The organism is Nonomuraea sp. NPDC023979, from assembly GCF_040639085.1.
Taxonomy (GTDB): domain Bacteria; phylum Actinomycetota; class Actinomycetes; order Streptosporangiales; family Streptosporangiaceae; genus Nonomuraea; species Nonomuraea ceibae.
Genome location: NZ_JBEZZG010000004.1, coordinates 409,603 through 435,473, shown reverse-complemented (window position 1 = coordinate 435,473; position 25,871 = coordinate 409,603). Strand labels below are relative to the sequence as shown.

26 protein-coding genes and 1 pseudogene are annotated in these 25,871 nt (G+C 72.0%); 17 read left to right on the top strand and 10 right to left on the bottom strand.

Annotated features, from left to right (window positions below; translation table 11 throughout):
• Nucleotides 1–3: 3 nt before the first annotated feature.
• Together AB0G11_RS11265 and AB0G11_RS11260 are read right to left on the bottom strand one after the other, a co-directional pair.
• Nucleotides 4–684, bottom strand: a complete 681-nt coding sequence (locus AB0G11_RS11265; RefSeq protein WP_219510186.1) for a DNA alkylation repair protein — start codon at nucleotides 682–684, stop codon at nucleotides 4–6.
• Entirely contained in the window at nucleotides 681–1,352 is a 672-nt protein-coding gene (locus AB0G11_RS11260; RefSeq protein WP_357585359.1) for a TetR/AcrR family transcriptional regulator, read from the bottom strand. The genes AB0G11_RS11265 and AB0G11_RS11260 overlap by 4 nt, the downstream gene beginning before the upstream one ends.
• Nucleotides 1,353–1,565: 213 nt before the next feature.
• Here AB0G11_RS11260 and AB0G11_RS11255 point away from each other — a divergent pair, with 213 nt between their 5' ends.
• Nucleotides 1,566–3,101, top strand: coding sequence for a glycoside hydrolase family 3 N-terminal domain-containing protein (locus AB0G11_RS11255; protein WP_219510188.1), 1,536 nt, complete (start codon nucleotides 1,566–1,568; stop codon nucleotides 3,099–3,101).
• A 4-nt stretch (nucleotides 3,102–3,105) separates the two neighbouring features.
• The gene (locus AB0G11_RS11250; protein ID WP_219510189.1) at nucleotides 3,106–3,777 is read left to right on the top strand and encodes a pentapeptide repeat-containing protein; all 672 of its coding nucleotides are present in this window, start codon (nucleotides 3,106–3,108) and stop codon (nucleotides 3,775–3,777) included.
• Nucleotides 3,778–4,284: 507 nt separating this feature from the next.
• On the opposite strand, the gene AB0G11_RS11245 is transcribed toward AB0G11_RS11250, so the two are convergent.
• Nucleotides 4,285–4,938, bottom strand: a complete 654-nt coding sequence (locus AB0G11_RS11245; RefSeq protein ID WP_357585357.1) for an NIPSNAP family protein — start codon at nucleotides 4,936–4,938, stop codon at nucleotides 4,285–4,287.
• A 215-nt stretch (nucleotides 4,939–5,153) separates the two neighbouring features.
• Here AB0G11_RS11245 and AB0G11_RS11240 point away from each other — a divergent pair, with 215 nt between their 5' ends.
• The 3 genes from AB0G11_RS11240 (at nucleotide 5,154) to AB0G11_RS11230 (ending at nucleotide 6,803) form a co-directional block, all read left to right on the top strand.
• A complete protein-coding gene (locus tag AB0G11_RS11240) occupies nucleotides 5,154–5,411 on the top strand; it encodes a hypothetical protein (RefSeq protein WP_219510201.1) in 258 nt (85 codons plus the stop codon).
• A gap of 77 nt (nucleotides 5,412–5,488) precedes the next feature.
• A complete protein-coding gene (locus tag AB0G11_RS11235; RefSeq protein WP_219510191.1) occupies nucleotides 5,489–5,749 on the top strand; it encodes a hypothetical protein in 261 nt (86 codons plus the stop codon).
• 238 nt (nucleotides 5,750–5,987) lie between these two features.
• On the top strand, nucleotides 5,988–6,803 hold the full coding sequence (locus tag AB0G11_RS11230) for a hypothetical protein (protein ID WP_357585355.1): 816 nt from the start codon (nucleotides 5,988–5,990) through the stop codon (nucleotides 6,801–6,803).
• A 10-nt stretch (nucleotides 6,804–6,813) separates the two neighbouring features.
• Here the strand turns inward: AB0G11_RS11230 and AB0G11_RS11225 are convergent, their stop codons facing one another.
• The 4 genes from AB0G11_RS11225 to AB0G11_RS11210 form a co-directional block, all read right to left on the bottom strand.
• The gene (locus AB0G11_RS11225; protein ID WP_357585353.1) at nucleotides 6,814–7,545 is read right to left on the bottom strand and encodes an SDR family oxidoreductase; all 732 of its coding nucleotides are present in this window, start codon (nucleotides 7,543–7,545) and stop codon (nucleotides 6,814–6,816) included.
• Between the two features lie 49 nt (nucleotides 7,546–7,594).
• Nucleotides 7,595–8,899, bottom strand: a complete 1,305-nt coding sequence (locus tag AB0G11_RS11220; protein ID WP_357585351.1) for a DUF2252 domain-containing protein — start codon at nucleotides 8,897–8,899, stop codon at nucleotides 7,595–7,597.
• Nucleotides 8,900–8,932: 33 nt separating this feature from the next.
• A complete protein-coding gene (locus AB0G11_RS11215; protein ID WP_357585349.1) occupies nucleotides 8,933–9,562 on the bottom strand; it encodes a flavin reductase family protein in 630 nt (209 codons plus the stop codon).
• A 230-nt stretch (nucleotides 9,563–9,792) separates the two neighbouring features.
• Entirely contained in the window at nucleotides 9,793–9,996 is a 204-nt protein-coding gene (locus AB0G11_RS11210; RefSeq protein ID WP_357585347.1) for a hypothetical protein, read from the bottom strand.
• A 257-nt stretch (nucleotides 9,997–10,253) separates the two neighbouring features.
• Between AB0G11_RS11210 and AB0G11_RS11205 the strand changes: the two are divergent.
• The 4 genes and pseudogenes from AB0G11_RS11205 to AB0G11_RS11190 form a co-directional block, all read left to right on the top strand.
• Nucleotides 10,254–10,454: pseudogene (locus AB0G11_RS11205) on the top strand (winged helix-turn-helix domain-containing protein); the annotation flags it as partial.
• Nucleotides 10,455–10,460: 6 nt separating this feature from the next.
• On the top strand, nucleotides 10,461–11,009 hold the full coding sequence (locus tag AB0G11_RS11200) for a UTRA domain-containing protein (protein ID WP_308126254.1): 549 nt from the start codon (nucleotides 10,461–10,463) through the stop codon (nucleotides 11,007–11,009).
• A gap of 199 nt (nucleotides 11,010–11,208) precedes the next feature.
• Nucleotides 11,209–11,811, top strand: a complete 603-nt coding sequence (locus AB0G11_RS11195) for a GNAT family N-acetyltransferase (RefSeq protein ID WP_357585345.1) — start codon at nucleotides 11,209–11,211, stop codon at nucleotides 11,809–11,811.
• 87 nt (nucleotides 11,812–11,898) lie between these two features.
• Nucleotides 11,899–12,579, top strand: coding sequence for a copper homeostasis protein CutC (locus tag AB0G11_RS11190; protein WP_219519141.1), 681 nt, complete (start codon nucleotides 11,899–11,901; stop codon nucleotides 12,577–12,579).
• A 13-nt stretch (nucleotides 12,580–12,592) separates the two neighbouring features.
• Here the strand turns inward: AB0G11_RS11190 and AB0G11_RS11185 are convergent, their stop codons facing one another.
• Both AB0G11_RS11185 and AB0G11_RS11180 read right to left on the bottom strand, forming a co-directional pair.
• Entirely contained in the window at nucleotides 12,593–13,723 is a 1,131-nt protein-coding gene (locus tag AB0G11_RS11185) for an aldolase (protein WP_357585343.1), read from the bottom strand.
• 44 nt (nucleotides 13,724–13,767) lie between these two features.
• On the bottom strand, nucleotides 13,768–15,069 hold the full coding sequence (locus AB0G11_RS11180; protein WP_357585341.1) for an FAD-dependent oxidoreductase: 1,302 nt from the start codon (nucleotides 15,067–15,069) through the stop codon (nucleotides 13,768–13,770).
• A gap of 138 nt (nucleotides 15,070–15,207) precedes the next feature.
• Here AB0G11_RS11180 and AB0G11_RS11175 point away from each other — a divergent pair, with 138 nt between their 5' ends.
• From AB0G11_RS11175 to AB0G11_RS11160, 4 genes are all read left to right on the top strand, one after another.
• Complete coding sequence (locus tag AB0G11_RS11175; RefSeq protein WP_308126253.1) at nucleotides 15,208–15,609, top strand: hypothetical protein; 402 nt, start codon at nucleotides 15,208–15,210, stop codon at nucleotides 15,607–15,609.
• Nucleotides 15,610–15,737: 128 nt separating this feature from the next.
• Complete coding sequence (locus tag AB0G11_RS11170) at nucleotides 15,738–16,409, top strand: hypothetical protein (protein ID WP_219519147.1); 672 nt, start codon at nucleotides 15,738–15,740, stop codon at nucleotides 16,407–16,409.
• 69 nt (nucleotides 16,410–16,478) lie between these two features.
• Nucleotides 16,479–18,224 (top strand): proline--tRNA ligase, encoded by a 1,746-nt coding sequence (locus AB0G11_RS11165; protein ID WP_357585339.1) that lies wholly within the window; start codon nucleotides 16,479–16,481, stop codon nucleotides 18,222–18,224.
• A gap of 75 nt (nucleotides 18,225–18,299) precedes the next feature.
• Nucleotides 18,300–19,091, top strand: coding sequence for a class I SAM-dependent methyltransferase (locus AB0G11_RS11160; RefSeq protein ID WP_357585337.1), 792 nt, complete (start codon nucleotides 18,300–18,302; stop codon nucleotides 19,089–19,091).
• 475 nt (nucleotides 19,092–19,566) lie between these two features.
• On the opposite strand, the gene AB0G11_RS11155 is transcribed toward AB0G11_RS11160, so the two are convergent.
• Nucleotides 19,567–20,559, bottom strand: coding sequence for a ferritin-like domain-containing protein (locus tag AB0G11_RS11155; protein WP_357585335.1), 993 nt, complete (start codon nucleotides 20,557–20,559; stop codon nucleotides 19,567–19,569).
• A 212-nt stretch (nucleotides 20,560–20,771) separates the two neighbouring features.
• Between AB0G11_RS11155 and rimP the strand changes: the two genes are divergently transcribed.
• The 4 genes from rimP (at nucleotide 20,772) to infB (ending at nucleotide 25,785) form a co-directional block, all read left to right on the top strand.
• Nucleotides 20,772–21,257, top strand: coding sequence for a ribosome maturation factor RimP (gene rimP / locus AB0G11_RS11150; RefSeq protein WP_219503587.1), 486 nt, complete (start codon nucleotides 20,772–20,774; stop codon nucleotides 21,255–21,257).
• Between the two features lie 12 nt (nucleotides 21,258–21,269).
• On the top strand, nucleotides 21,270–22,274 hold the full coding sequence (nusA, locus tag AB0G11_RS11145) for a transcription termination factor NusA (protein ID WP_308125700.1): 1,005 nt from the start codon (nucleotides 21,270–21,272) through the stop codon (nucleotides 22,272–22,274).
• Complete coding sequence (locus tag AB0G11_RS11140; protein WP_219503585.1) at nucleotides 22,258–22,554, top strand: YlxR family protein; 297 nt, start codon at nucleotides 22,258–22,260, stop codon at nucleotides 22,552–22,554. Before nusA ends, AB0G11_RS11140 begins: the two co-directional genes overlap by 17 nt.
• Before the next feature lie 126 nt (nucleotides 22,555–22,680).
• Nucleotides 22,681–25,785, top strand: coding sequence for a translation initiation factor IF-2 (infB, locus tag AB0G11_RS11135; protein ID WP_219503566.1), 3,105 nt, complete (start codon nucleotides 22,681–22,683; stop codon nucleotides 25,783–25,785).
• Nucleotides 25,786–25,871 lie beyond the last annotated feature (86 nt).

Sequence of the window (25,871 nt, the reverse complement as noted above, 5' to 3'; positions counted from 1 at the left end):
GTGCTAGGTGACCGGCAGGTTGCGCAGGGCCTCGCGGCGGCTGAGCCCCGACAGGCCCTTGGCCCGCACGTAGCGGACGACCTCTCGCGGGCTGGTCTTGGCGTACTCGCGCAGCGCCCAGCCGATCGCCTTGCGGGCGAAGAAGTCGTTGTCGGACAGGCTCGGCTCGATGCACGCGAACAGCAGCGCGGTGTCGGTGCGCTCCCGGAACCGGTTCTGGCACAGGATCGCGGTGCGCCGCTTCCACAGGTCGGCGTCGTGCGCCCACTCCAGCATCAGCGGCCGCATGGTGTCGGGGTAGGCGGCCAGCAGCCCGCCGATCCGGTGCGTGGCCAGCTCGTCCACCAGGTCCCACCACGCCCCGCTGACGATCATCTCCTCGTACATCGGCACCGTGTAGAGGGTCTGGAAGTCGCGGTAGAGGTGGTGCCCGGAGAGCTGCACGGCGGCGTAGCGCTCCTCGCGGTATTCGGCCTCGCGCCACAGGTCGAGCACCGCGCGCCGCCACTCGGGCGCGGTGTCGAGCCGGTGCTCGGCGAACACCCGCCTGAGCACCGTGCGCCGCGGCCCGGCCTGCACGCCGAGGAACGGCATCGGGGACTTCATGTACGACTGCATCGCGGCGGCCTTGTCCGGGTCCGCCGCCTCCCGCAGGGCCAGCCGCACCGCCTTGCCGAGACTCATCCCCGCTGGGAGGTCCGCTCGCCGGTCGCCAGGCCGTCGAACAGCACCGTGATGTAGTGGTCGGCCAGCGTCGCGGTGTTGAGCCTGCCGTCGGGGCGGAACCAGCGCACCGCCACCCAGATCGTGTCGCGGATCATCCGGTAGGTCAGCTTGGGGTCGACGTCGGGCCTGAACAGCCCGGCCGCCTGCCCGGCCTTGATCTGCGTGACCCAGATCTGCTCCACCTCGTCCTCGGCCTTGACCAGGTAGCTGAAGCGCTCGAACTGGCGCAGGTAGTTCCAGTCGTTCTGCATGACGGTGATCGCGGCGCGGTGCGGCTCCAGCGTGCCGAAGCCGATGCGCACCATCTCCGTCAGCACCGCGCGGGCGTCGGGGCCGGAGTCGATCGCGGACCGGTAGCGGGCGATGAGATCATCGAGGAACGTGGACAGGACCTCGTCGACGATCGACTCCTTGGAGTCGAAGTGGTGGTAGAGGCTGCCCGAGAGGATGCCGGCCTCCTGGGCGATCTGGCGGACCGTCGTCGCCTGGAAGCCCTTGGCCGCGAAGAGCTCCGCCGCGAGCTTGACGAGATGGTCCCGGCGCTCCGAGGCCGCCCCCGTCGAGGCCGCGCGCTGGCGCTTGGCCGGAGCCGGGGTCGTGCCGGCGGAGTTCTTTCGCGTTGTCACACGACCATTATGGGCCCTCGGACAATCGCTTGTTCACGGCCGAAGCCGCTGCTGGCGCCGGGGAGCGGCGGCCCGCCGGGGGCGCGCGGCGGCGGCCGTCGGCCGGGCGGGCGCCCTGTTGCGCATCGCGGCGGAGTTCGTCCGGCAACCGAACCTGCTGACGTTCGAAAATGCCTCTAGCAAATAAGAAACTTTCCTATTAGATTGCGGGTCATGTCCAAGAGTGGTGACCTTGTGCGCCTGGCCGACGCCGTCCTCCTGCCGGGCTTCGAGGGGGTCACCCCTCCAGACTGGGTACGCCGGCGGCTCGGGGAAGGCCTGGCCGGGGTGGTGCTGTTCTCCCGCAACATCACCGGCCCCGCCCAGGTGGCCCGGCTGACCACGGCGCTGCGGGCCGAGAACCCGTACGCGCTGGTCGGCACCGACGAGGAGACCGGCGAGGTGACCCGCCTGGAGGTCGCCACCGGCAGCACCCGCCCCGGCGGCTACGCCCTCGGCGTCGTCGACGACGTCGCGCTTACCGAGACCCTGGCCCGCGACCTGGGCCTGGACCTGGCCGCGTGCGGCATCACGATCGACTTCGCGCCCTCCGCCGACGTGAACTCCAACCCCGACAACCCGGTCATCGGCCTGCGCGCCTTCGGCGCCGACCCCGACCTGGTCGCCCGCCACACCCGGGCCTTCGTGCGCGGCCTGCAGTCCGCCGGCGTCGCCGCCTGCGCCAAGCACTTCCCCGGCCACGGCGACACCTCCGTCGACTCCCACCACGGCGTGCCGGTCGTCGCCCCCGGCGGGATCGAGGACGCGCTCCGCCCTTTCCGCGAGGCGATCAAGGCGGGCGTCCGGTCCGTCATGACCGGCCACCTGCTGGTGCCCGTGTACGACCCCGACCTGCCCGCCACCCTCAGCCCCAAGGTGCTCACCGGACTGCTCCGGGAGGAGCTCGGCTTCGAGGGCATGATCGTCACTGACGGCATCGAGATGGCCGCCGTCTCCGAGGCGTACGGCATCGGCGGCGCCGCCGCCCGCGCCATCGCCGCGGGAGCCGACGCGATCTGCGTCGGCGGCGAGCACGCCGACGAGGCCACGGCCATCGAGGTACGGGACGCGATCGTCACGGCGGTCGCCGATGGACTGCTGCCCGAGGAGCGACTGGCCGACGCCGCACGCCGGGTCCGCGAGCTGGCCGTCTGGGCCGCCTCCTCGGGCAGCACACCAACGGACAACATGGTCGGCGCCGGGGCGGACGGCATGTCGGTCACCACCGAGCGGGCCGCGCACAACGGCCACGCCGGACTCGCGGCCGCCCGGCGCGCCGTGCGGGTCACCCGCCGCACGGGAGCCGCCGTCCTGCCGCTCCGCACACCCCCGCACGTCGTGGAACTCGCCCCCGAGATGAACCTGGCCATCGACAAGTCCACCCCGTGGGGCGTCGCCGGCCCGCTCGCCGAGCTGATGCCCGGCACCGCCGTCACCCGCTTCGCCGCCGGCGAGGCGTCCGGCGCCGCCATCGAGGACCTCGTCGCCCTGGCCGCCTCCCGCCCCCTGGTCGTCGTCGTACGCGACGTGCACCGCTACCCCTGGCAGGGCGAGGCCGTACGGCACCTGCTCAGTGCCCGCCCCGACGCCGTCGTGGTCGAGATGGGCCTGCCCCAGCGCTCCGACCTCGGCGCCGTGCACATCGCCACGTACGGCTCCGCCCCCGTCTGCGGCCGGGCCGCCGCCGAGGTGATCACCGGTAGCCTGTGACACCGTGAACTTCGACGGCGAGGACCTCTCCGGCACATCCCTCACCGACCGGCTCGCCCCGGACGAGACGCACGTCTTCCGCGGCTGCGACCTCACCGAGGCCGACCTGTGGGGAGCCTCGCTGGCCGGGGCCCGGTTCGAGTCCTGCGTGCTGGAACAGGCCGACTTCCGCAAGGCCGACCTCGACGGCGCCGTCTTCACGGGCGGCGGCGGGATGCGGGTCAGGTTCAGCGACGCCGACCTCATCGACGCCGTGTTCACCGACGTCGACCTGTCGTCCGCGCAGTTCGGCGGCGCGCTGATGACCGACGCGTCGTTCACCGGCTGCCGCCTGATCGGCGCCTCGCTCACCGGCAGCCGCGGCACCGGCTTCCGCGTCACCCGCTCCAACCTGACCATGGCCAACCTGGGCGGCTGCTCCCTGCGCGGCGAGGAGATCGAAGGCGTCCGCTTCGATGAGGCCGACCTGTCGGGCTGCGACTTCACCGACGCCACGTTCACCGACTGCCGGCTGCGCGAGGCCAAGCTGCTCAAGACCGTGTTCACCCGGGCCGACCTGCGCGGCGCCGACCTGGGGGAGATCGACGACGCCCGGCTGCGCGCGTTCGGCGGCGCGATCGTCAACCGCGCCCAGGCCGACGCCATCCTCGCCGCCCGCGGCATCACCGTCCTCTGACCGCCGGGCCCCGGCTGGGGGTCAGCGATCGGGCCAGTAACGCGCCGACCGGGCGGCGGCCTCCAGGTCGCTGCCCCGGCCGCCCCCGCCGCTCGCCGGCGACCACGTCAGCAGCGGCCCCTCGGGCACCGCCCCGGCCTCGCCCCGCCCTCGCCCCGCCCTCGCCCCGCCCTCGCGTTCACTCCATCAGCCGACCACATCGGCCCGACCCCCACGTCGGCCGGCGACCGCGTCCGCCTCCCGCGCCGACCCCCGCCTGGGGTCGCCTCACGCCGCGACGCCCGTGTTCGCGTCCGCCTCCGCGTTGGGGGCCGCCCTACCGGGGGCCGCTCTGCCTGGGGGCGCCCAGCCCGCATCGGCCCTCGGCGGCCCTGTGGGAGTGTGCTTCCGCGTCCGCCCCGGTGGGCGGCTGGGCCTTCGGTTGGACGCTGGCTTTCTCTCGGGCCCGCGCCCCGCCTTGAGCCGCTCCGCCTTGGGTCCGGTTCCGTTGAGGGGCGGGGGCCCGGGTCAGCGGAGGGTGGAGCGGGGGGTGGGGGTGAGGCGGAGGCGGCGGGGTGGCGCGGTGAGCCGCTGGGCGAGCGCCGGGACGTCGACCACCCGCTCGTCCGCTTCCCTCTCGAAGCGGGCGAACCACACGAACACCTCTTCCCCCGTACGGACGGGCAGCAAGGGGTAGGTGTTCTCCGCATGCTCGGTGGCGAAGCAGGCCACCGGAGGCGTACCGCCGGCCGCCAGCAGGGACGCCACCTCGTCGGCGAAGAACGCCTCGAATCCCGGCTCGACGTGGTAGATCGTGGCCACCCACAGTGACGAGGCCGCCTCCCCGGAATGCAGGGGAGGCCGGTCCCATCGGGGCAGACGACCCCCGGCGGGCCGCAACAGCAGCACGTCGGTCGAGTCGATCATGGTGGCGTTGGCCGCCTCCCGGTGCGCCTGCCACGCCGGTCCGGTGTAGAACGCGGTGAGCGCGGCCTTCCTGTCCGCCATGTTGGGAAACGCCCGGATCCAGGGGAAGGCGTCGGGGTCGTCGAGGTCGCGGAACTGGCCGATGACGTCGATGCCGACGGCCTCCTGCGTCTCGACGAACTCCCGCTCGAACAGCGACAGCAGAGTCTCCCGCCGCCCCGGCCGCAGCGTGTAGCGGCGCAACTCGTAGATCATGCGCCGGACGCTAGACGGCCCTCGCTGCCACCTCCTGTCAGCGAGCATGGCACAGAAGAATCTTCTAATTACTCAAAGCTACCGATTGGCAACCCATAGTTATATGCTCGCTTTGACCTTGACCTCTCCGGGTCAAGACAGGTCAAAGGGGCGGTAGTCACCTCGGGCCCATGCCTGCTGCCCCTGGAAGCCAATCCTCTGGCGAAGGAGCTGTAGTGATCAAGAAGCTGTGCGCGGCGGGTGCCGTGGTCGCGGCGGCGGCGGGCGTAACGCTGCTGGCCGCCCCGGCTCACGCGGACACCTGGAGTGACAACTGGAGCACCAACTCCGAGTCCTCCCAGGCCGGCAACAACTTCGCGCACGTCGGCGCCTCCAACAAAGGGTGGGGACGCTCGGTCAACGTCAACAACCTCAACGGCATCGCCACGACCGCTTCCGACGGAAGCATCTCCGTGACCTACATCTTCTACTAGGCGATCCGCCTTCCCCGATTCCGCCGGCCCCGTCCGGCGGGCCCGTAACAGCAACACTCATCGGAAGGAACATCGACATGATCAAGAAGCTCTGCGTGACCGGTTTCGTCGTGGCCGCCGCTGCCGGCGCCACCCTGCTCGCCGCCCCGGCCCAGGCCGACACGCGTAACGACAACTCGAGCTGGAACGAGGAGTCGTCGCAGACGGGCAACAACTTCGCCAACATCGGCACCAGCAACGTCGGCGGCTGGGGTTCGACCAACGTCAACAACATCAACGGCAACGCCAACGTGGCGACCGACGACAGCGCCGCCCGCCAGGAGGTCGAGGTCGACTAGTGACCTCCGCCCACGCGCCCGGGCCTGGGCACGGGCGCGTGGGCCCTTCTCCGGCATCAACCCCTCCGCAGTAGCCCCGCAACCAGCCACCCCGCGATCAGCAAGCCCGCAACCAGCAATCCCGCGATCACCAACCCGCGCGATCACCAACCGCGCAACGACCAACCCCGTAGCCAGCCACCCCGCAACCAGCAGGCCCGCAATCGGCATTTGTTCTGTCCGCTATTAGCATCAGCGGATGGCTACCTGTGCATATGCGACGTTTGACGACCCCGACACGCACGACGACGAGCGCGAGCTCGCCCTGGCCGCCTGGCGCGAACAGGGCATCGAAGGTCGCACCGAACGCTGGGACGACCCCGGCGTCGACTGGAGCGCCTACGACGCCGTCGTGGTCCGCTCGGTCTGGGACTACGTCGACCGCAGGGCGGAGTTCCTGGCCTGGACCAGGCGGGTGGAGCAGGTTTCCCGGCTCCTCAACCCGGCCTCCGTCATCGAGGCCAACACCGACAAGACCTATCTGCGCGACCTCGGCGTTCCGACGGTGCCGACGCACTGGTCGGCGCATGACCTGCCGCGCTGGGACGAGTACGTCGTCAAGCCCGCGATCTCCGCGGGCGCCCGCGACACGATCAGGACCACCGACCGCGACCGGGCCGGTGCGCACGCCGCGGCCCTGGAGGCCGCCGGCCGCACCCCCATGGTCCAGCCCTATCTCGACATGGTCGAGGCCGAGGGCGAGACCTCGCTCCTCTACTTCAACCGCCGTCTCAGCCACGCCGTCCGGCGCACCCCGATGCTCACGCCCGGCATGACCGGTGCCGACAACGCACGGGCCGAGGTGCGCACCCCGGCCCCGGACCAGGTCGAACTCGCGGAGAAGGTGCTTGCCGCCATCCCCCAGGCCCTTCTTTACGCCCGGATCGACCTGGTCCGGCTCCCCGACGGCAGCCCGGCGGTCATCGAGCTGGAGCTGACGGAGCCGTACCTCTATCTGCGCTACGAGCCGGGTGCGGCGGCGAGCCTGGCCACGGCGCTGCGCGAACTGCTCTGACTTGGGCCGGTCAGCAGGAGATGCCGCCGTCCACCGGGATGACGGTCCCGGTCAGGTAGGCCCCGGCCCGCGACGCCAGGAAGATCGCCGCTCCGGCCATGTCGTCGGGGCGGCCGATCCGGCCCAGCGGCACGCTCGCCGAGATGGCGTCGCGCGTGGCGGGGTCGTCGAGCGCGAAGGCCATCATCTTGGACTCGAACGGCCCGGGGGCCAGCGCGTTGACCGTGATGTGCTCGCGGGCTAGCTGCTTGGCCAGGTGCCGGGTCAGCATGTGGACGCCGGACTTGGTGGCCGAGTAGGCGAACGTCTCCATCGACGGCACCTTGATCCCGTCGATGGACCCGACGTTGATCACACGTGCCGGGTCGTCGGCGGTGGCGGCCTCGCGCAGCTGGGGCAGGAGGCGCTGGGTGACGTAGAAGACGCCCTTGACGTTGATGTTCCAGAGCTTGTCGAAGGCGCTCTCCGGATAGTCCGCGAGCGGCGCGCCCCAGGTGGCGCCCGCGTTGTTGACCAGGACGTGCACCGGGCCGTCCACGGCCGCCTCCAGCGCGGCCACCCCTTCGGAGGTGGACAGGTCGGCGACCACCGAGGAGCAGCCCAGCTCGGCGGCCGTCCGTTCGACCTCGGCCGCCTTGCGGGCGGTGATGTGGACCTTCGCGCCGGCCGCCGCGAACCCTGCCGCGATCATGCGGCCGATGCCGCGCGACCCGCCCGTGACGACGACTGTCTTACCTTCCACCGAGAACAGAGTCATATTCCGGAAGCATGCCATACCGACCGGTCGGTCGTCACACCCCCGGAAGGCGGCCGTTGCGGAACAGGTCCACGAACCGCCGGTGGTCCTCGCGGGCCTGCGCCCCGTAGCGGTGCGCGAACTCCACCAGCATCGCGGTGAACCCGCCCGCGTCGCCGCCGGCCACCGCCACGATCGCCGCCTCCGTCGAGAAGCTCACCAGGTCGTGGCTGGAGTCGTCGTCGGCGACCGCGTGCATGCGCGCCACCGCCCGCCCCAGGTCCCGCACGATCGCGTGCAGCTCGGCGGGCTCGTTCACGTCGTCCCAGTCGAGGTCGGCCGAGTACGGGGACACCTCGGCGACGAGCTGGCCGACGCCGTTCAGCGTGGTGTGGCCGAGCCACGGATCGGCGTACGCCTGGAGGGCGCGCTGCGACTCGGCGGTCCGGTGCCCTTGGTGCCGGAAGTAGCGGGAGACCTTCTCGTCGGTGACGTACCGGGCCACGGCCGGGACCTGGGCCTGCTTCATGTAGAGGATGACGTCGTTCTCCAGAGCCTGCGAACGGCCCTCCAGCAGCAGGTTGTAGGAGGGCAGCCCGGCCGAGCCGATGCCCACGCCCTTGCGCAGCGCCATGTCCTTGATGACGTGCTCGACCGGGTTCGCCGGGGTGGCCGGGGCGGGCAGCGTGGTCAGGTAGTCCTCGAACGCGGCCCGCACCGACGCCCGCATCCCGTCGGCCACCGGCACGCGCCCCTCCATGAACGCGAAGCGCCGGTCGTAGTCCTCCACCACGGTCTCCGCGTCCAGCATCGCCACCCGCGTGCTGAGCCGGGCCGTCTGCAGCACCCGGTGCAGCACGCCCGAGGTGGTGTCGAGGGTGAGCGAGCCGATCGCGTCGTCGCCGCCCCGGGCGATCGCCGTCAGCTCGGTCAGGTACGCCCCCGCGAACCCGCCGACCAGCTCGCCGATCGCCGCGTCCGACAGCGCCTTGGCGTAGCCGAGCAGGGCGACGCTGGCGGCGAACCGCTTGAGGTCCCAGACGTACGGGCCCACGTACGCCTCGTCGAAGTCGTTGACGTTGAAGACCAGCACGCCGGAGGCGTTCATGTACGTGCCGAAGTTCTCCGCGTGCAGGTCGCCGTGGATCCACACCCGGCTGGTGGCCTCGTCCAGGTAGGAGTCGTCGGCGAACGGCCCGGTGAGGTCGGCGTAGAACAGGCAGGCGCTGCCCCGGTAGAACGCGAAGGGGGAGGCCGCCATCTTCCGGAACTTGCGCCTGAATGCGGACGGATCGGTGGTGATCGACTCACCGAACTCCGTCATCAGGACGTCGAGCAGGTACGAGGAGCGTGTGCCCATACTGCGGACAGTAGAGCGGCCCAGGTCCCGCGCCTAGCGGGCGGACGTGAACGCTCCGTAACCGCCTCGGAAGAACAGCAGCGGCCCGCCGTCGCCGAGCGTGTCGAACCGGTGCACCCGGGCCACCACGATCATGTGGTCGCCGGCCCGGTGCTCGGCCTCGATCGAGCAGTCGAGCCAGGCGAGCGCGCCGTCGAGCACCGGGTTGCCGGCAGGGGACGGCGTCCAGCCGAGGCCGGCGAACTTGTCGCCGCCCCGCGAGGCGAGCTGGGCGCAGGCCGCGCGCTGGTGCTCGGCCAGCACGTTCACGGTCACGGCGCGGGTGGCGCGCAGCCGGGGCCAGCTCGTGCTGGTGTGGGCCACGCAGAAGCCCACCAGCGGCGGGTCCAGCGACACCGAGGTGAAGGAGTTGGCCGCCAGGCCGCACGGGCTGCCGTCGACCGGGTCGAGCGCGGTGATGGCGACGACGCCGGTGGCGAACCGGCCGAGCACCGACCGGAACCGCGCGCTGTCGGGCCGGGGCGCGGGAACCACCGGGACGGCGGGAGCGGTCGGAACGGCGGGCGCGGGGGGAGTGGCGGCGGCCGGGGTGCGGCGCGGCCGGGGGATCGCCAGGCCCGGGTGCCGGCTCGGCGCGATGGGCCGGGCAGCGTGGGGGGTCATGGGCCGCCTCCTCGTATAAACCAAGCGCTTGCTTGGACGTTAGGCTCGCCCCCGGAAGGCTGTCAAGCGGTACGCCCGCCGCGCCGGCCTCATCGTAACGCGAAAGAGGCCCAAGCGCTTGCTAGGGCCTCTGGAGTGGATCGCGCGCCCTGGCGGGCGTGGGGGACCCGCCAGGGCGCGCTTCCTGCCCCGTGAGCGGCGGCGCCAGGACTCCGGCGAGGGATGGAGTCCTAGACCGTGGGTTCGCGCACGGAGATGGTGGGGGAGTGACCCTCTTGCGAGGACTCCGGGTGTCGGTAACCTGCGGCGATGCGATCCGCCGCGCCGGCCGGGTCGTCGATGGGGTGGCGGACGGGGGCGCTCCCCTCGTGCCAGACGAGGGACCCGTCCTCGCACCACACGTTCAGCTCGGCTGACTCGGAAAGTGCGGACATGCCGTACCCGCTGCTCTGGTAGGTGTGGGTGAATCCCTGGCGAGGCAACGCGTAACGCAGTAAACGTGTTGCATCACGGGGGGAGTCCCAGGGCAGGTACGGCGTACCCGCGTGGACCGGCACCACCGGCCCTCACCCCCTCACCGGCCTTTCGATGGATTTGTACCAACGAATGGATGATGCGGCTCCCGATGCCGTCCGGTCAAGGGGTGATGGCCTGCTAGAACCAGATCGTCTAAATTGTTGGAACAAAAGGGGTGAAAGTGGCAAGGTCGGTGCTGTATCAGCAGGTGGCTTCGGAGCTACGAAGGGCCATCTACTCCGGCGTACTCGGCCCCGGAGCGCAGCTGCCGACTGAGGCGCAGCTCATGGAAGACCATGGGGTGAGCCGCAACACCGTCAGGTTGGCCCTCGGGGAGTTGGTCAATGAGGGGCTTGTCACGCGTACGCCACGACGCGGAACGGTGGTCAGAGACCGCAGGCCGCTGCTCATCTATCCGCAGCGAGAGCTGGAACCGCAGCCCACGGGAGAGCTGCGTGAAGCCTTCGCCTACGCCGTGACGCAGGAAGGCCGTGCCCCCAGCCAGTACATCGAGGTGCTGACCGTCTCCCCCGTGGAGGAGATCGCCAGCCGGCTCGAGCTGGCCGACGGACAGCTCGCGGTGGTGCGCCGCCGCCTGCGGTTCGTGGACGGCCAGCCCTACAACACGAACGACTCCTACTTCCCCCGGGACCTGGTCGCCAACTCCGAGATCGCCCGGCCCGGGGACATCGAGCGCGGCGCCAACCGGGTGCTGGAGGAGCTGGGACACGCGCAGGTGCGCGTGGTGGACGACATCTGGGCCCGCATGCCCAACCAGGAGGAGGCCGAGCGGCTCCAGCTTGAGCTTGGCACCCCTGTTGTGGTCTATGTCCGGGTCGGTTACGACGAGGGCGACATGCCGGTGCGCGTCGCGGTGTCGGTGCTGCCTGCCGACAAGCATCTGATCAGATACGAGCTCGACCGCCGCTGAGCGGCCTTGCTTGGGGGTGATCCCGCCGGCCGCGGCCCAGTGAGCTTGCCGTCTCGCTGAGCGTTGGGGAGTGGTGCACCGCTCCCCAATAGCGATTTATCCGCATATATCGGGTTATCTAGCCCTGTCGGGTTTGTGTCCCATTGAGCGATTACGCTCTGTGTCGATTCGGCCACCCCTCGCAACGAAAGGCAGACCCATGCACGCGAACACGCTGCTGCACCCGCTGACCCTCCGGCGCGCCGAGCCCGCCGACCTCCCGGGCGTGCTCACGCTCCTCGCCGACACCGCCGAGTGGCTGCACACCCGGGGCGTACGCCAGTGGCCCCGGGCGGGCTTCGGCCCCGAGCGCATCGAGCCGCTGATCGAGGAGCGGGTGCTGTTCCTGCTCGACGACGAGCTGCGCTACTTCGACCCGGACGGCTCGGCCCGGCCGGTCGCCACCATCGCCCTGGACGGCCACGCCGACCCCGAGTTCTGGGCGCCGGACGACGACCCCGGCGCCGCGCTGTACGTGCACAAGCTGGCCATCGCCCGCCCCTGGTCGGGCAGCGGCCTGGGCGACGCGCTGCTCGACTGGGCCGGGGCGACCACGTACGCGGCGGGGCTGCCGTGGCTGCGGCTGGACTGCGCCAAGGGAAACCGGCGGCTGCAGGACTACTACCGGGGCCGGGGCTTCCGGCACGTGCGCACGGTGGACCTGCCGCATCGCGCGTCCGGCGCGCTCTTCCAGCGCCCGGCGGCCGACTCGGCGATCACGGCCTTCCGTGATCTGACCCTGCCCGAGCTGATCAGCGCCTGACGCCGGTCCCCGGGGTTCTCCGGCCGGGCGAACGCGGGGATCTCTATTCGCGCAAAAAGGTGCAGAGCACCATATAACCTCTGCTGCATGACCGGATCCCTCCTTGAGGTGATCGCGCTTGACGTGCGCGACGCCGTGGCCGCTGAAGAGGGCGGCGCCGACCGCCTGGAGGTCGTCGCCGACATGGCGGCCGACGGGCTGACGCCCGCCCCGGAGACGGTCGCGGCCATCGCCGCCGCGTGCCCGCTGCCGCAGATGGTGATGTTGCGCGGCGGCCCCGGGTTCGCCGGGACCCCCGAGGAGCTGGAACGCCTGCGCCAGGACGCCAGGGAGCTGGCGCAGGCGGGCGCCGCCGGGTTCGTGTTCGGGTTCCTCGACGAGGCCGGCGCGGTGGACCTGGCGGCCACGGAGGCGCTCATCCACGCCGTCTCGCCGCTGCCGTGGACCTTCCACCGGGCCGTCGACCACGCCGCCGACGTGCAGGCGGCCTGGCGGGCCGTGCGGCTGCTGCCCAACCTGGCGACCGTGCTCACCGCGGGCTCGCCGCTCGGCGTGGGCGACGGCCTGCCCGTGCTCAAGGGACGCGCGGACGCCGGCGACGGGTCCATCATCCTGGCCGGCGGCGGCCTCAAGCCCCACCACGTGCCCGACCTGCTCGACTACGGCGTGCGCGCCTTCCACGTCGGCTCGGCCGTGCGCCGCGACTGGTCGGAGCCCATCGACCCGCACATGGTCCGCCGCTGGCGGGCGCTCGTCGAGCGCGACTGAGCCGCCGGGCCGGTCAGCCGAGCGCCGCGTCGGCCCTGCGCAGGGCCGACTCCAGCGTGCGGATCGTGGCCGGCTCGTCCAGGACGCCGCCGACCGGCCGCCGCTCCCGCCAGGCCCGCACCCGCTCGCGGTAGGAGTCGTAGGTCGCCAGGTGGAAGGAGTACACCGTGGCGAACCTGCTCACCAGGTGGGACGGATGCATGTCCCAGCCCTGGTGGAAGCCGTGCGCCAGCGAGTGGCGCACCAGCCCGGCGTGCCGCCGCCACAGCGCCCGTACGTCCTCCGCCGAGCCGGAGGCGGGCGAGGCGGCCAGCGACCCGTCCGACAGCTCCACGCCGGTGCCCGCGTAGGCCGTCTGCATCACGTGCCTGGCATGGTCGCACGCCGGATGGTCGAGCCGCTGCTCGTGCGGCGGCAGCCCGATCGCCGCCGTGTAGTCGAACACGCCGAAGTGCGCCGCGGCCAGCCGCCCGCCGCATGTCAGCCCCGCGCGCAGGAACCGCACCGTCTGCGGCGCCTCCACCTGCATCTCGAACCGCAGCCGCCGCCCCGCCCGGTCGTCCAGCCCCTGGAGGAACCCAGCGAACATCCCCAGATACGCCTCCATCAGGACCTTCGGGAAGGTCACCACGAAACCCTCCGGCAGCCCGCCGGCCCGCCCGGCCAAGCCGGTGACGAACCGGTCGAGCGTCCGCGTCGAGCGTGCCGGGTCGCCGTCGGCGAACGACTTCACCCGCAGCCCCCACCGCCTCGGCAGCGTCCCGGCCGCGTGCATCGCGGCCAGCGCCTCCACGGCCTGGTCGACGTGCCCGTCCTCGTCGTCCGGCCCGCCGCCGTAGCCGTCCTCGAAGTCCACCCGCAGGTCCTCGACCGGCTCGGCAGCCAGCTTGCGCACCAGCCTGCCGTGCACGTCACCTGCGATCCCGTCGGGCACGCCGAACACCCCGGCGAGCTCGTCCGGCCCGGCCAGATGCGCCTTGACCAGGCCCAGCGCCTCCTCTCCCCACGCGGCCACGGTGCCCGCCGAGAACCGGTCGGCCGGCACGTACACGGTGTGCACGGGCTGCCAACCGGGCTGCCAGCCGGGCTCAGCGGCGGGGTAGAGCGCCTGCTGCTCGCGGTGAACCTGGTCGAAGTCGAGCATCCGATGCCTTCCGAATGGGGCCGAACAGGGCCGGTCAGGGCCGGTCAGGGGCGGCAGGCTCGCAGCATGGCGTCCAGGCCGACCAGCTTGACCCGTTCGCCTCGGCCCAGCGTCCTGGCCAGCTCGGCCTCGGCGGCCTCGATCTCCAGCCATTCCGCGTACGTGACCGGGCGGACGCCCCGCTCGGCCAGCAGGCCGTCGACGGAGGCGAGCCCGACGGGACGGGCGCCGGCCAGGTCGGACAGCAGCGTGCGGACGGTCTCGGCGGCGTCGGACTTGTTCGTGCCGATCACGCCGGTCGGGCCGCGCTTGAGCCAGCCCGCGACGTACTCGCGCTCGCGCACCCGCCCCGCCACGTTCGGCACCGTCATCGTCTCCTGCGAGAACGGCACCCCGGGCAGCGGCACGCTCTGGTAGCCGACCGAGCGCAGCACCATGCCGACCGGCAGCGTCTCGTACTCGCCGGTGCCCACCACGCGGCCCTCGTCCGACAGGCGGGTCCGTTCGAGCCGGAGCCCCTCGACCCGCTCGGCGCCGAGGATCTCGACGGGCCGCAGCCAGAAGCGCACGTCCAGGCGGCGCGGCCGGCCGGCGGGCTCGCGGCTCGCCCACGACTGGAGCACCTCGATGTTGCCGCGCACCTGGCGCGGGAAGTCGCCGCCGAGCACGGCGGCCTCCTCCGGGCGCACGCACACGTCGGCGTTGGCCAGCGCGCCGAGCTCGCGCAGCTCCTTGAGCGTGAACTTGGCGTGCTCGGGGCCACGCCGGCCGATCATGTGGATGGCCTTGACCTGGCTGTCGCCGAGCCGTTCGAGCACGTCGTGCGGCACGTCGGTGGCGCTCAGCTCCTCGGCGGTCTTGGCCAGCACCCGCACCACGTCCACGGCCACGTTGCCGACGCCGATCACCGCGACCTCGGGGCTGTCGAGCGTGAACCGCGACGGGTCGACGTCCGGATGCCCGCAGTACCAGTTGACGAAGTCGGTGGCCGCCACGCTGCCCGGCAGGTCCTCGCCCGGGATGCCGAGCCGCCGGTCGACCATTGCCCCGGTGGCGTAGACGACCGCGTCGTAGCAGGTCAGCAGGTCCGCCACCGACAGGTGCTCGCCGAGCGTGACTCCGCCCAGGAAGCGCACCTGCGGCAGCTCCAGCACCCTGCGCAGGTAGCCGGCGATCGACTTGATCGAGGTGTGGTCGGGCGCGACGCCGTAGCGGACCAGGCCGTACGGCGTCGGCAGCCGTTCGAGCACGTCCACCTCGACGTCCTCGGCCGACTGCTTGACCAGCGCCTCGGCCGTGTAGATCCCGGCGGGTCCCGAACCGATGACCGCCACGCGCAACGTCACGCTGCCTCCCTATGCCCGCCAGATCCGATGTATCCCCGATCCGATGGCGCCTCACCCCGATCCTCCTCTCCCGGGCCCCGGGCCTCAAGGTCGCCAGGGCTTGCGGGATGGGTGCGGTCGCGATCAGAGTGGTTGTTCGTGAGGCGAAAGCACGGGCCGCGGAGGCATCTGACCGAATCGCTGAGATTCGAGGCGTTCGGCCGCGTCATGGCCGCGCTGGCGACCAAGGCGGAGTTCATCGAGGCGGCCCGCGACCTGACCTGGTGGCGGGGGGCCGACCACAGCTGGCACATCGAATGGCGCGACGGCCCCTACGCCTCCGAGGTCGCCGCCCTGCTCGACGCCACCCCGGCGGGCCCCTGCGGCAACTCGCGCGCGGTGCTCGACGTCATGGGCGTCCGCTTCGAGCTGCGCGCCGTCGACCCGGTGGGCCGCGTCCGCGACCGCGCCCGCCCAGGGTTCTGGCGGCTGGCCGAGGCCCTCGACACCACCCGCCGAACCAACACCCGCCACCCCTGGGAAGAACTTCTCGGCGGTTGATCCTTTTCCCATTCCCACCGCCAAGATTGCTTACGGTTAACCGAAATTTGCCTTTTATGTACGATCACATAATCTGGATGTGGTCGTCCCTGGAGAATCGCCGGGGGTGGGATGACCAGGGAATGGGGATGGAGAAAACCGCGATCGAGTATGCCGACTTCGCCGAATACGACCGGCGGCAGCGTGGCATCGAACGTCATCTGCTGGCGGCCTTCCTGGGCGGACTGGCCGTCGGCTTCATCGGCATGATCACCGCAGGCCGGGGGCCGGGCTGGCTGGAGCACGTCTACGACCCGTACGTCTACCTCGCGATGGCGCTGGCCGTCGGGGCGAGCGCGTCCGGGTTCGGCTGGGCGCTGCTGACCACGTTCCTGGCCGCCGTGTCGATGCTGGTCGCCGCGATGGGCGGCAGCGCGCTGCGGGGCGACCTCGACTTCGACATCATCGGCGGCAGTCCCGCCGGCCTCAACTGGACCGTCGCCCTGCTCGTCGGCACCGGCCTGCTCGCGTACGTGACCCGCAGGAAGGACCGGTGGGGCGACTACGCGGCCGGCGTCATCGGCGCGCTCGTGCTGGCCGACGTCGTGGACCGGGCGACGCCCGGGTTCATCGGCGACGAGCGCTCCTTCTGGCCGATCCCCGCCGTGCTGATCGGCGCGGGGGCCATCGGGGTGGTGCTCGCCCTGCGCCGGGGCGCCGGCGGCCGGGCGCGGGCGCTGGCGTGCGCGGTGGGGCTCGCGGGGCTGTTCGCCACCGGGCTGGCCGCGGCCATGGGCGGCTGGATCACCGTAGCGGTTTGAGCGCGCGCGGCGGGCGTCCCGGAGTCGATAGCCTGTAGCCCTCACATCAGGCTCGACCGAGGAGTGGCCGTGTTGCTGCGCATGTCGTCGTTGTTTCTTCGCACCCTGCGGGACGACCCGGCAGACGCGGAAGTGCCGAGCCACAAGCTCCTCGTCCGCGCCGGTTACGTGCGCCGCGTCGCGCCCGGCATTTACTCCTGGCTCCCGCTCGGCAAGATCGTCATGGAGAACGTCGCCCGCGTCGTCCGCGAGGAGATGAACCGGATGGGCGGCCAGGAAGTGCTCTTCCCCGCCCTGCTGCCCCGCGAATACTACGAGGCCACCGGCCGCTGGACCGAATACGGCGACACGCTCTTCCGGCTCAAGGACCGCAAGGGCGCCGACTATCTGCTCGGCCCCACGCACGAGGAGCTGTTCACCGATCTGGTGAAGGGCGAATATTCCTCCTACAAGGACTATCCGGTCACCCTTTACCAAATTCAGACGAAATATCGCGACGAGGCACGGCCCCGGGCCGGCATCCTGCGCGGCCGCGAGTTCATCATGAAGGACTCCTACTCCTTCGACCTCGACGACGACGGCCTCAAGCGCTCCTACGAGGCCCACCGCGACACCTACATCCGCACCTTCGACCGCCTCGGCATCACGTACAAGATCGTGTTCGCCACCTCCGGCGCGATGGGCGGCTCCGCCTCCGAGGAGTTCCTGGCCCCCACCCCCACCGGCGAGGACACCTTCGTCGCCTGCCACTCCTGCGGCTACGCCGCCAACGCCGAAGCCGTCACCACCCCCGCGCCCGCCGCCCGGGCCCTCGACGGCCTCGACGCGCTCAAGGTCCTCGACACCCCCGGCACCCCCACGATCGACACCCTGGTCGCCCACCTCAACGAGCACCACGGCCTGTCCGTCACCGCCGCCGACACCCTCAAGAACGTCGTCGTCAAGGTCACCACCCCCGGCTCCGACAAGGTCGAGACCCTCGTCGTCGGCGTCCCCGGCGACCGCGAGGTCGACTTCAAGCGCCTGGAGGCCGCGCTCGCCCCCGGCGAGCCCGCAATCTTCGAAGCCGACGACTTCGCCAAGCACCCCGGCCTCGTCCGCGGCTACATCGGCCCGCAGGTGCTGAGCGACCTCGGCATCCGCTACCTCGTCGACCCCCGCGTCGTCGACGGCACCTCCTGGGTGACCGGCGCCAACGAGCCCGGCAAGCACGCCGTCAACGTCGTCGCCGGCCGCGACTTCACCCCCGACGGGTTCATCGAGGCCGCCGAGGTGCGCGCCGGCGACCCCTGCCCCCGCTGCGGTTCCGGGCTGTCCATCGACCGCGGCATCGAGATCGGCCACATCTTCCAGCTCGGCCGCAAGTACGCCGACGCCGCCGGCCTCGACGCCCTCGGCCCCGACGGCAAGCCCGTCCGCATCACCATGGGCTCCTACGGCATCGGCGTCTCCCGCGCCGTCGCCGTCATCGCCGAGCAGGCCCACGACCAGCTCGGCCTCGTGTGGCCGCGCGAGGTCGCCCCCGCCGACGTGCACATCGTCGGCACCGGCAAGGAGCGTCAGGTCGAAGTCGCCCTGGAGCTGGCCGCCGAGCTGGAGTCCCGCGGCCTGCGCGTCCTCGTCGACGACCGGCCCCAGGTCTCACCCGGCGTCAAGTTCAAGGACGCCGAGCTCCTCGGCCTGCCCACCATCCTCATCGTCGGCCGCGGCCTCGCCCAGGGCGTCGTCGAGCTGCGCAACCGCGCCACCGGCGAGAAGAGCGAGATCCCGCTCGCCGAAGCCGCCGACCGCGTCCATGCCGCCTGCACCGCCTGACCCATTCCTCCGGGACGGTCCCGCTCGGGGCCGTCCCGGTTTGACGGCTCGGGAGTGTGCTGCAAATCTCATCCGATGAAGCCACACGCCGAACTGAAAGACTTCTGGGAATCACGCCTGCAGTCCGACTGGACCGAGAGCGGAGTCGGCTACAAGGCGCTCGGCCGCGCGTTCAACATCTGGATGTACCGGGTGCGCGCCGAAGGCTTCCGCCGTGAAGCCGCCGCCATCCCGCTCGACCTGACCAAGGCCCGGGTCCTCGACGTCGGCTCCGGCACCGGCTTCTACATCCGCCAGTGGCGCGCCCTCGGCGTCGAGACGATCACCGGCAGCGACCTCACCCAGGCCGCCGTCGACCGGCTCCGCGAACGCTTCTCCAGCGCCTCCTTCCTCCGCCTCGACATCGCCGATCCCGCCGGCGCCCTCGAACCCGGCTCCTACGACGTGGTGTCGGCGATGGACATGCTCTTCCACATCACCGACGACGACCGCTACAAGGCCGCGCTGCGCTCCATCGGCGAGGCCGTCCGGCCGGGCGGCGTCTTCGTCCTGTCGGAGAACTTCCTCCACCGGCCCGAGCAGCGCTCCGACTACCAGGTCAACCACACGCTCCCGTGGATCACCGCCGCCCTCGACGAGGCCGGCTTCGACGTCATCCGCCGCGTCCCCATGCTCGTGCTCATGAACGCCCAGGTCGACGCCCACCCCCTCTGGCGCAAGCTCTGGGGCGGCCTCCTGCGCGCCGTCACCCTGACGGAGGTCACCGGCTGGCTCGCCGGCGCCCTTCTCCACCCCCTCGAACGCCGCCTCGTCCGCGTCCTCCGCGAAAGCCCCACCACCGAACTCATGCTCTGCCGCCGCCGCTGACCACCCCACAGCCCCGGCGCCGTCCCGCCGTGGCGGCTGCGACGAGCGACCCCCTCCCCGGCGCCGGTGCGGCGAGAAGGAGGACGGCGGAGTCCGGCGCAACGCGCACGGCGCTTCGGGGCGCGTACGGCACCCGGCCCGCCGTAGCGGGGGTCGGTGACCGCGCGCCCGTCTGCCCCTCCCGGGCGCCGGTGCGGCGAGGAGGGGGGACGGTGGAGTCCGGCGCAACGCGCACGGCGCTTCGGGGCGTGTGCGGCATCGGCCTGCCCGCCCTTGAGGGATGGGGCACGCACGGCGCCGTCCCGCCGTGGCCGGGGCGACGAGCGCGCCCGTTCGCCCCTTCCCGGCGCCGGTGCGGCGAGGAGGGGGGACGGTGGGGTCCGGCGCAACGCGTACGGCGCTCCGCGGCGCGTACGGCACCGGCCCACCGTCCGCGGGGGACGCGGGGTTGACGGGGCGGGCGTAAAGGCGGGGGTCAGCCGCTTGGGGTGGCTGTGGCCGTGGCGGGTGGGGGCGGGGTGGCGGGGGCGGGCAGGCCGGGGAAGGGCGTCATGCCCGGGGTGAAGGCGTGGGCGCGGGCCGCCGCCTCCTGCATGGCCGTGGCCCCGTACTGGCGCAGGCCGGCGTCCGTGGCGGCCGTCAGCTCCAGGTAGGCGGCCATGAGGCCGGACTCCACCTGCCCGGCGAGCCGGGTGGCGGCCGCGGCGCTGGAGGGAACCGACGGGAGGGCGTACGAGGCCTCGGGCTCGACGGGCCGGTCGCCGCGGGCGGTGATGAGGACGCGCAGCTCGTCGCGCCGCTCGCGGTGGGCGTCGAAGTTGCCGGCGAGGCGGGCGCGCAGGGGGCCGGTGGTGCGCGCGCCGAGCACCCCGTACGCGAAGATCGCCGCGTGCTCGGCGGCGAGCGCCTTGCGGAGCTTGCCGAGGTCGGCGGCGCTGGTGGTGCCGGCGGCGGCCGGCGGGGCGGGGGCCTTGACGGAGGTGCGGGCGTGGAGCGCCTCGCAGGCGCCGATGCTGGCGACGAGCTGGGCGAGCGACGGCGTGACGCCGGCGATCTGGCGGGGCCGGGCGGCGGCGGCCTTGCGTTCGATGCCGCGTAGCTGCGACAGCGTCACCTTCGGCGGCGTCGGCGTGGCCGAAGAGGAAGCGGTGGGGCCCGGCGAAGCGGTCCCGGTGGTGGCCGGGGCGGCCGGGCGGAGGGCGGGGAAGCGGCGGCGGAGCTCGGCCAGGTGGGCCTCGTGGCGCTGCCGGTAAGGGACGAGCTTGGCGGACCCCTTGGCGATCATCGCCGCGTACAGGGAGATCGTCCGCTGCTTCTCGGCCATGAGCACGCGGGCAAGCGCTTGGTCAGGGGTGTCCGGCGCCTGCGACGGCGGGCCGGCCTCGCGCGGTGCGCTGCACCCGGCGAGCGCCAGGACGACCGCTCCGGCCGCCAGCGCGGTGCGCCGGGAGAGGTGTGGCTGGCGCACGGGCAGGGACCTCCAGTGTTACGGACCGCAAGAAAGCATCGTACGGGCTCGTACCCCCGCTCGCGGTCAGGCGCGAGCCGTGCCGAGTGACGCTTCCTCCGCCCCTTCCTACAGATAGGGTGTCAACTGTCGTCGCTGGCTGAGCGGCCAGACGACGGGAGAGCCAGGGGCGAGGTCCGCCCGGCTGAGACATGACAATAGGGGAGGTCGATATGGGCAGCGCATCACCCCGCGACCACCTGATGAAGCTCCTGGAGCCCGTGGTCGGCGCGGAGGGCCTCGATCTCGAGGACGTGACGGTCACGCAGGCCGGGAAGCGCAAGCTGCTGCGCGTGGTCGTCGACCGTGACGGCGGCGTGAGCCTAGACGACGTGGCCGACGTGAGCCAGGCGGTGTCCGCGGCCCTCGACGAGGACGACACCATGGGCCAGTCGGCCTACACGCTCGAGGTGTCCTCGCCGGGCGTCGACCGGCCGCTGACGGAGCCGCGCCACTGGCGGCGGGCGGCCAAGCGGCTGGTGAAGGCCGAGCTGCGCGACGGCACGGTGGTCGAGGGCAGGGTCGTGGCCGCCGACGACAGCGGTGTCGACCTCGACGTCGATGGAGCCGGCCGCAGGCTCGACTATCAGGACCTCACCCGGGGCAGGGTGCAGGTGGAGTTCCGCCGGATCGACGACGTCGACGGCGACGAAGGCTAAGGGGGAAGCCTCGTGGACATCGACATGAGCGTCCTGCGCAGCCTGGAGCGGGAGAAGGACATCTCCTTCGACCTGGTCGTCAAGGCGATCGAGGACGCGCTGCTGATCGCGTACTTCCGCACGGACGGCGCGGCTCCCAAGGCGCGGGCCGAGCTCGACCGCGCGAGCGGTCACGTGACGATCTGGGCGGCGGAGCTCGACGACGACGGCGAGATCGTCCGGGAGTTCGACGACACTCCTGGCAACTTCAGCCGGATCGCGGCGACCACCGCCAAGCAGGTCATCCTGCAGCAGCTGCGTGACGCCGAGGACGAGATCAACTTCGGCGAGTTCGCCAGCCGTGAGGGCGAGCTGGTCTCGGGCGTGATCCAGCAGGGCAAGGACCCGCGCGTGGTGCTGGTCGACCTCGGCAAGATCGAGGCCGTGCTGCCCGCGCACGAGCAGGTCCCGGGTGAGGAGTACGGCCACGGCGAGCGCATCCGCGCCTACGTGGTGCAGGTGAAGAAGGGCCACAAGGGCCCGTCGGTCACGCTGTCGCGCACGCATCCCGGCCTGGTGAAGAAGCTGTTCGCGCTGGAGGTGCCGGAGATCGCCGACGGCACCGTGGAGATCGCCGCGGTGGCGCGAGAGGCCGGCCACCGCACCAAGATCGCTGTACGGTCCCGCAAGCCGGGGGTCAACGCGAAGGGCGCCTGCATCGGCCCGATGGGGTCGCGGGTGCGCAACGTGATGACCGAGCTGCACGGCGAGAAGATCGACATCATCGACTGGTCGGAGGACCCGGGGGAGTTCGTGGGGAATGCCCTGTCTCCCGCCCGTGTTTCCCACGTCGAGGTTCTCGATCTCGACGGACGGGTGGCGCGGGTCATCGTGCCCGACTACCAGCTCTCGCTGGCCATCGGCAAGGAGGGGCAGAACGCCCGCCTGGCCGCGCGGCTGACGGGCTGGCGGATCGACATCCGTCCCGACACCCAAGCCGAGGATGCCGCCGGTTCCGTAGATGCGTCGACACGGTAAGCTGGAATATGGTTGCCACGCGGCCCCACAGCGCACCTGTGTGGGCTGCAGGGTTCGCACGGCAAAGTCCGAGCTGCTCCGTTTGGTGCGGGTCGAGGACCAGGTGGTCCCTGACCTGCGAGGACGGCTTCCCGGCCGGGGCGCATCGCTGCACCTGTCCGTGAGCTGTCTTGAGCTCGCCGAGCGTCGCCGAGCGTTCCCGCGCGCGTTTCGCGTGCTGGGGCCGCTTGACGTCTCGCGAGTGCGGGCGCACCTAGAAGGAGAACCACATGTCATGTAGGACGCCGAGTTGATGGGGCGGAGTCAGATTGCTATGAGCGCCTGATGAGCACGCGGCGATGAAGACGTCAAGGTAGCGACGGTCCGGACGGCACAGCCAGCCTCCCGGGCCGAGTAAGGGAGTGCAGTGGCGAAGGTCCGGGTATACGAGCTCGCTAAGGAGTTCGGCGTAGAGAGCAAGGTCGTGATGGCCAAGCTCCAGGAAATGGGAGAGTTCGTCCGTTCGGCGTCCTCGACCATCGAGGCGCCGGTCGTCCGCAGGCTCACCGAAGCTCTGGGCGCATCGAAGGGTGGGCCCTCCAGAGGCGGCGGTTCGTCGTCCAACAGGCCGCAGCCGCCGAAGGCTGCGCCTCGGCCGGCTGACGGCCAGGCAGGCAACGGCGCCCCGCAGGCGCCTGCTCCAGGTCCGCGTCCGGGTCCGGCTCCCAAGCCGGGTCCCCGTCCGGGTCCCGCGGGCGGCGGCACGCCGCGTCCGTCGGTTCCCATGCCCCAGCAGCAGCAGCAACAGCCGCCGCAGCAGCAGGAGCAGCCTGAGGCCGCGCGCGGCGAGACGTCGGGCGCGCCGCAGGCGCGCTTCGACAGCGGCACCCGTCCGCCGGCCCCGGGCCCGCGTCCGGGCCCTGCCGCCCGTCCGGGTCCCAAGCCCGGTCCGGCGCCGCGTCCGGGCACGCCGTCCGGTGGTGGCGGCGGCGGTCAGGCCCCGCGTCCGGGTGCTCCGGCCGGTGGCGGCCCGCGCCCCGGTCCCGGCCCCAAGCCGGGCCCGCGTGGCCCGCGTCCGGGCAACAACCCGTTCTCGTCGAACGCCAGCGGCATGGGCCAGTCCCGTCCGCCGCGTCCCGGCGGCAACCGTGAGGGCGGCGACCGCGGCCCGCGTGAGCGTCGTGAGGGTCCGCCGCGTGACGGCGCGATCCCGCGTCCGCCGCAGAACCGCGGCGCGGGCGGCGACGCCAGGCCGGCGCCCGGCCCCCGTCCGGGTCCGCCCGGTGCGGCGGGTCCGCGTCCGGGTCCCGGCGCCGGTGGCCCGCGTCCGGGTGGGCCGCGTCCCAACCCGATGATGATGCCGCAGGGCCGTCCTGCCGGTCCCGGCGGCGGTGGCCGTCCGGGCGGCGGTGGCGGTGGCGGCGGCCGTCCCGGTGGCGGCGGTGGCCGTCCGGGTGGCGGCGGTGGCGGTCGTCCCGGTGGCGGCGGCGGTTTCGCCGGTCGCCCGGGTGGCGGCGGCACCGGTCAGCGCACGGGCACCGGCGGTCCCGGTGGCGGCGGCTTCGGCGGTCGTCCCGGCGGCGGTGGCCGTGGTCGTGGCGGCGGCACGGCGGGAGCCTTCGGGCGTCCCGGTGGCCGTCCGGCGCGTGGCCGCAAATCCAAGCGTCAGAGGCGCCAGGAGTTCGACAACATGTCGGCTCCGGCGATCGGCGGTGTGCAGGTCGCCCGTGGCAACGGCGCGACGATCAGGCTGCCGCGCGGCGCCTCGCTGTCCGACTTCGCCGACCGCATCGGCGCCAACCCCGCCTCGCTCGTGCAGATCATGCTGCACCTCGGCGAGATGGTGACGGCGACCCAGTCGGTCAACGAGGAGACGCTGCAGCTCCTCGGCGCCGAGCTCGACTACAACATCCAGGTCGTCAGCCCGGAGGAGGAGGACCGCGAGCTTCTCGAGGCCTTCGACATCGAGTTCGGCGAGGACGAGGGCGACGAGGCCGACCTGGCCCCGCGTCCGCCGGTCGTGACCGTCATGGGTCACGTCGACCACGGTAAGACGAAGCTGCTCGACGCCATCCGCAAGACCAACGTGGCGGCGCGCGAGGCCGGCGGCATCACCCAGCACATCGGTGCCTACCAGGTCTCCACCGAGCACGAGGGCGAAGAGCGCCGGGTCACCTTCATCGACACCCCGGGTCACGAGGCGTTCACCGCCATGCGTGCCCGAGGCGCCAAGTCCACCGACATCGCGGTGCTGGTGGTCGCGGCCGACGACGGTGTGAAGCCTCAGACGATCGAGGCTCTCAACCACGCCCAGGCGGCCGACGTGCCGATCGTGGTCGCGGTGAACAAGGTCGACAAGGAGGGCGCCGACCCGAACAAGGTCCGTGCCCAGCTCACCGAGTACGGCCTGGTGGCCGAGGAGTACGGTGGCTCGACCATGTTCGTCGACATCTCGGCGAAGAACGGCACCGGCATCGAGGCTCTGCTCGAGGCGATCCTGCTGACCGCCGACGCCGAGCTCGACCTGCGGGCCAACCCGACGATGGACGCTCAGGGCATCGCGATCGAGGCTCACCTCGACAAGGGCCGCGGCCCTGTCGCGACCGTCCTGGTCCAGCGCGGCACGCTGCGCGTCGGCGACTCGATCGTCTGTGGCGAGGCCTTCGGCCGCGTCCGGGCGATGCTCGACGACAACGGCGACGCGGTCGACGAGGCCACGCCGTCGCGTCCGGTCCTGGTCATGGGTCTGACGGCGGTGCCGAGCGCCGGTGACAACTTCATCGTGGTCACCGACGACCGGATGGCCCGGCAGATCGCCCAGCAGCGCGCGGCGCGCAAGCGCAGCGCCGACATGGCCAAGTCGAGCCGTCGCCGCACCCTCGAAGAGCTGTTCAGCGACCTTGAGAAGGGTCGTGTCGACGAGCTCAAGCTCATCATCAAGGGTGACGTGTCCGGTTCGGTGGAGGCCCTGGAAGACGCCCTGCTCAAGATCGACGTCGGCGACGAGGTCAGGCTCCGTGTCCTGCACCGCGCGGTCGGCGCGATCACCGAGTACGACGTCAACCTGGCCGTCGCCGACGACAACGCGGTCATCATCGGCTTCAACGTCCGGCCCGAGCCCCGGGCCCGCGACCTGGCCGAGCGCGAGGGCGTCGACATCCGCTACTACTCGGTCATCTACCAGGCGATCGAGGAGATCGAGGCGGCCCTCAAGGGCATGCTCAAGCCCGAGTTCGAAGAGGTCCAGATGGGCACCGCCGAAGTCCGCGAGGTCTTCAAGGTGCCGAAGATCGGCAACGTCGCCGGTTCGCTGGTCCGCTCCGGTCTGATCGTGCGCAACAGCAAGGCCCGGATCATCCGCGACGGCGTCGTCGTCGCGGACAACCTGACCGTGTCGTCGCTGCGCCGCTTCAAGGATGACGCGACCGAGGTCCGTGAGGGCTTCGAGTGCGGCATCGGGGTCGGCTACAACGACATCAGGGTCGACGACGTCATCGAGACGTTCGAGATGCGGGAGAAGCCGCGGGCCTGACCCGTGGCCGGGCGCCCGGCGGACCATCCGCCGGGCGCCTTCCGCACGCCTGGGCAGGGTTGCCGCCGCACCAGGCCGGGCGTGCT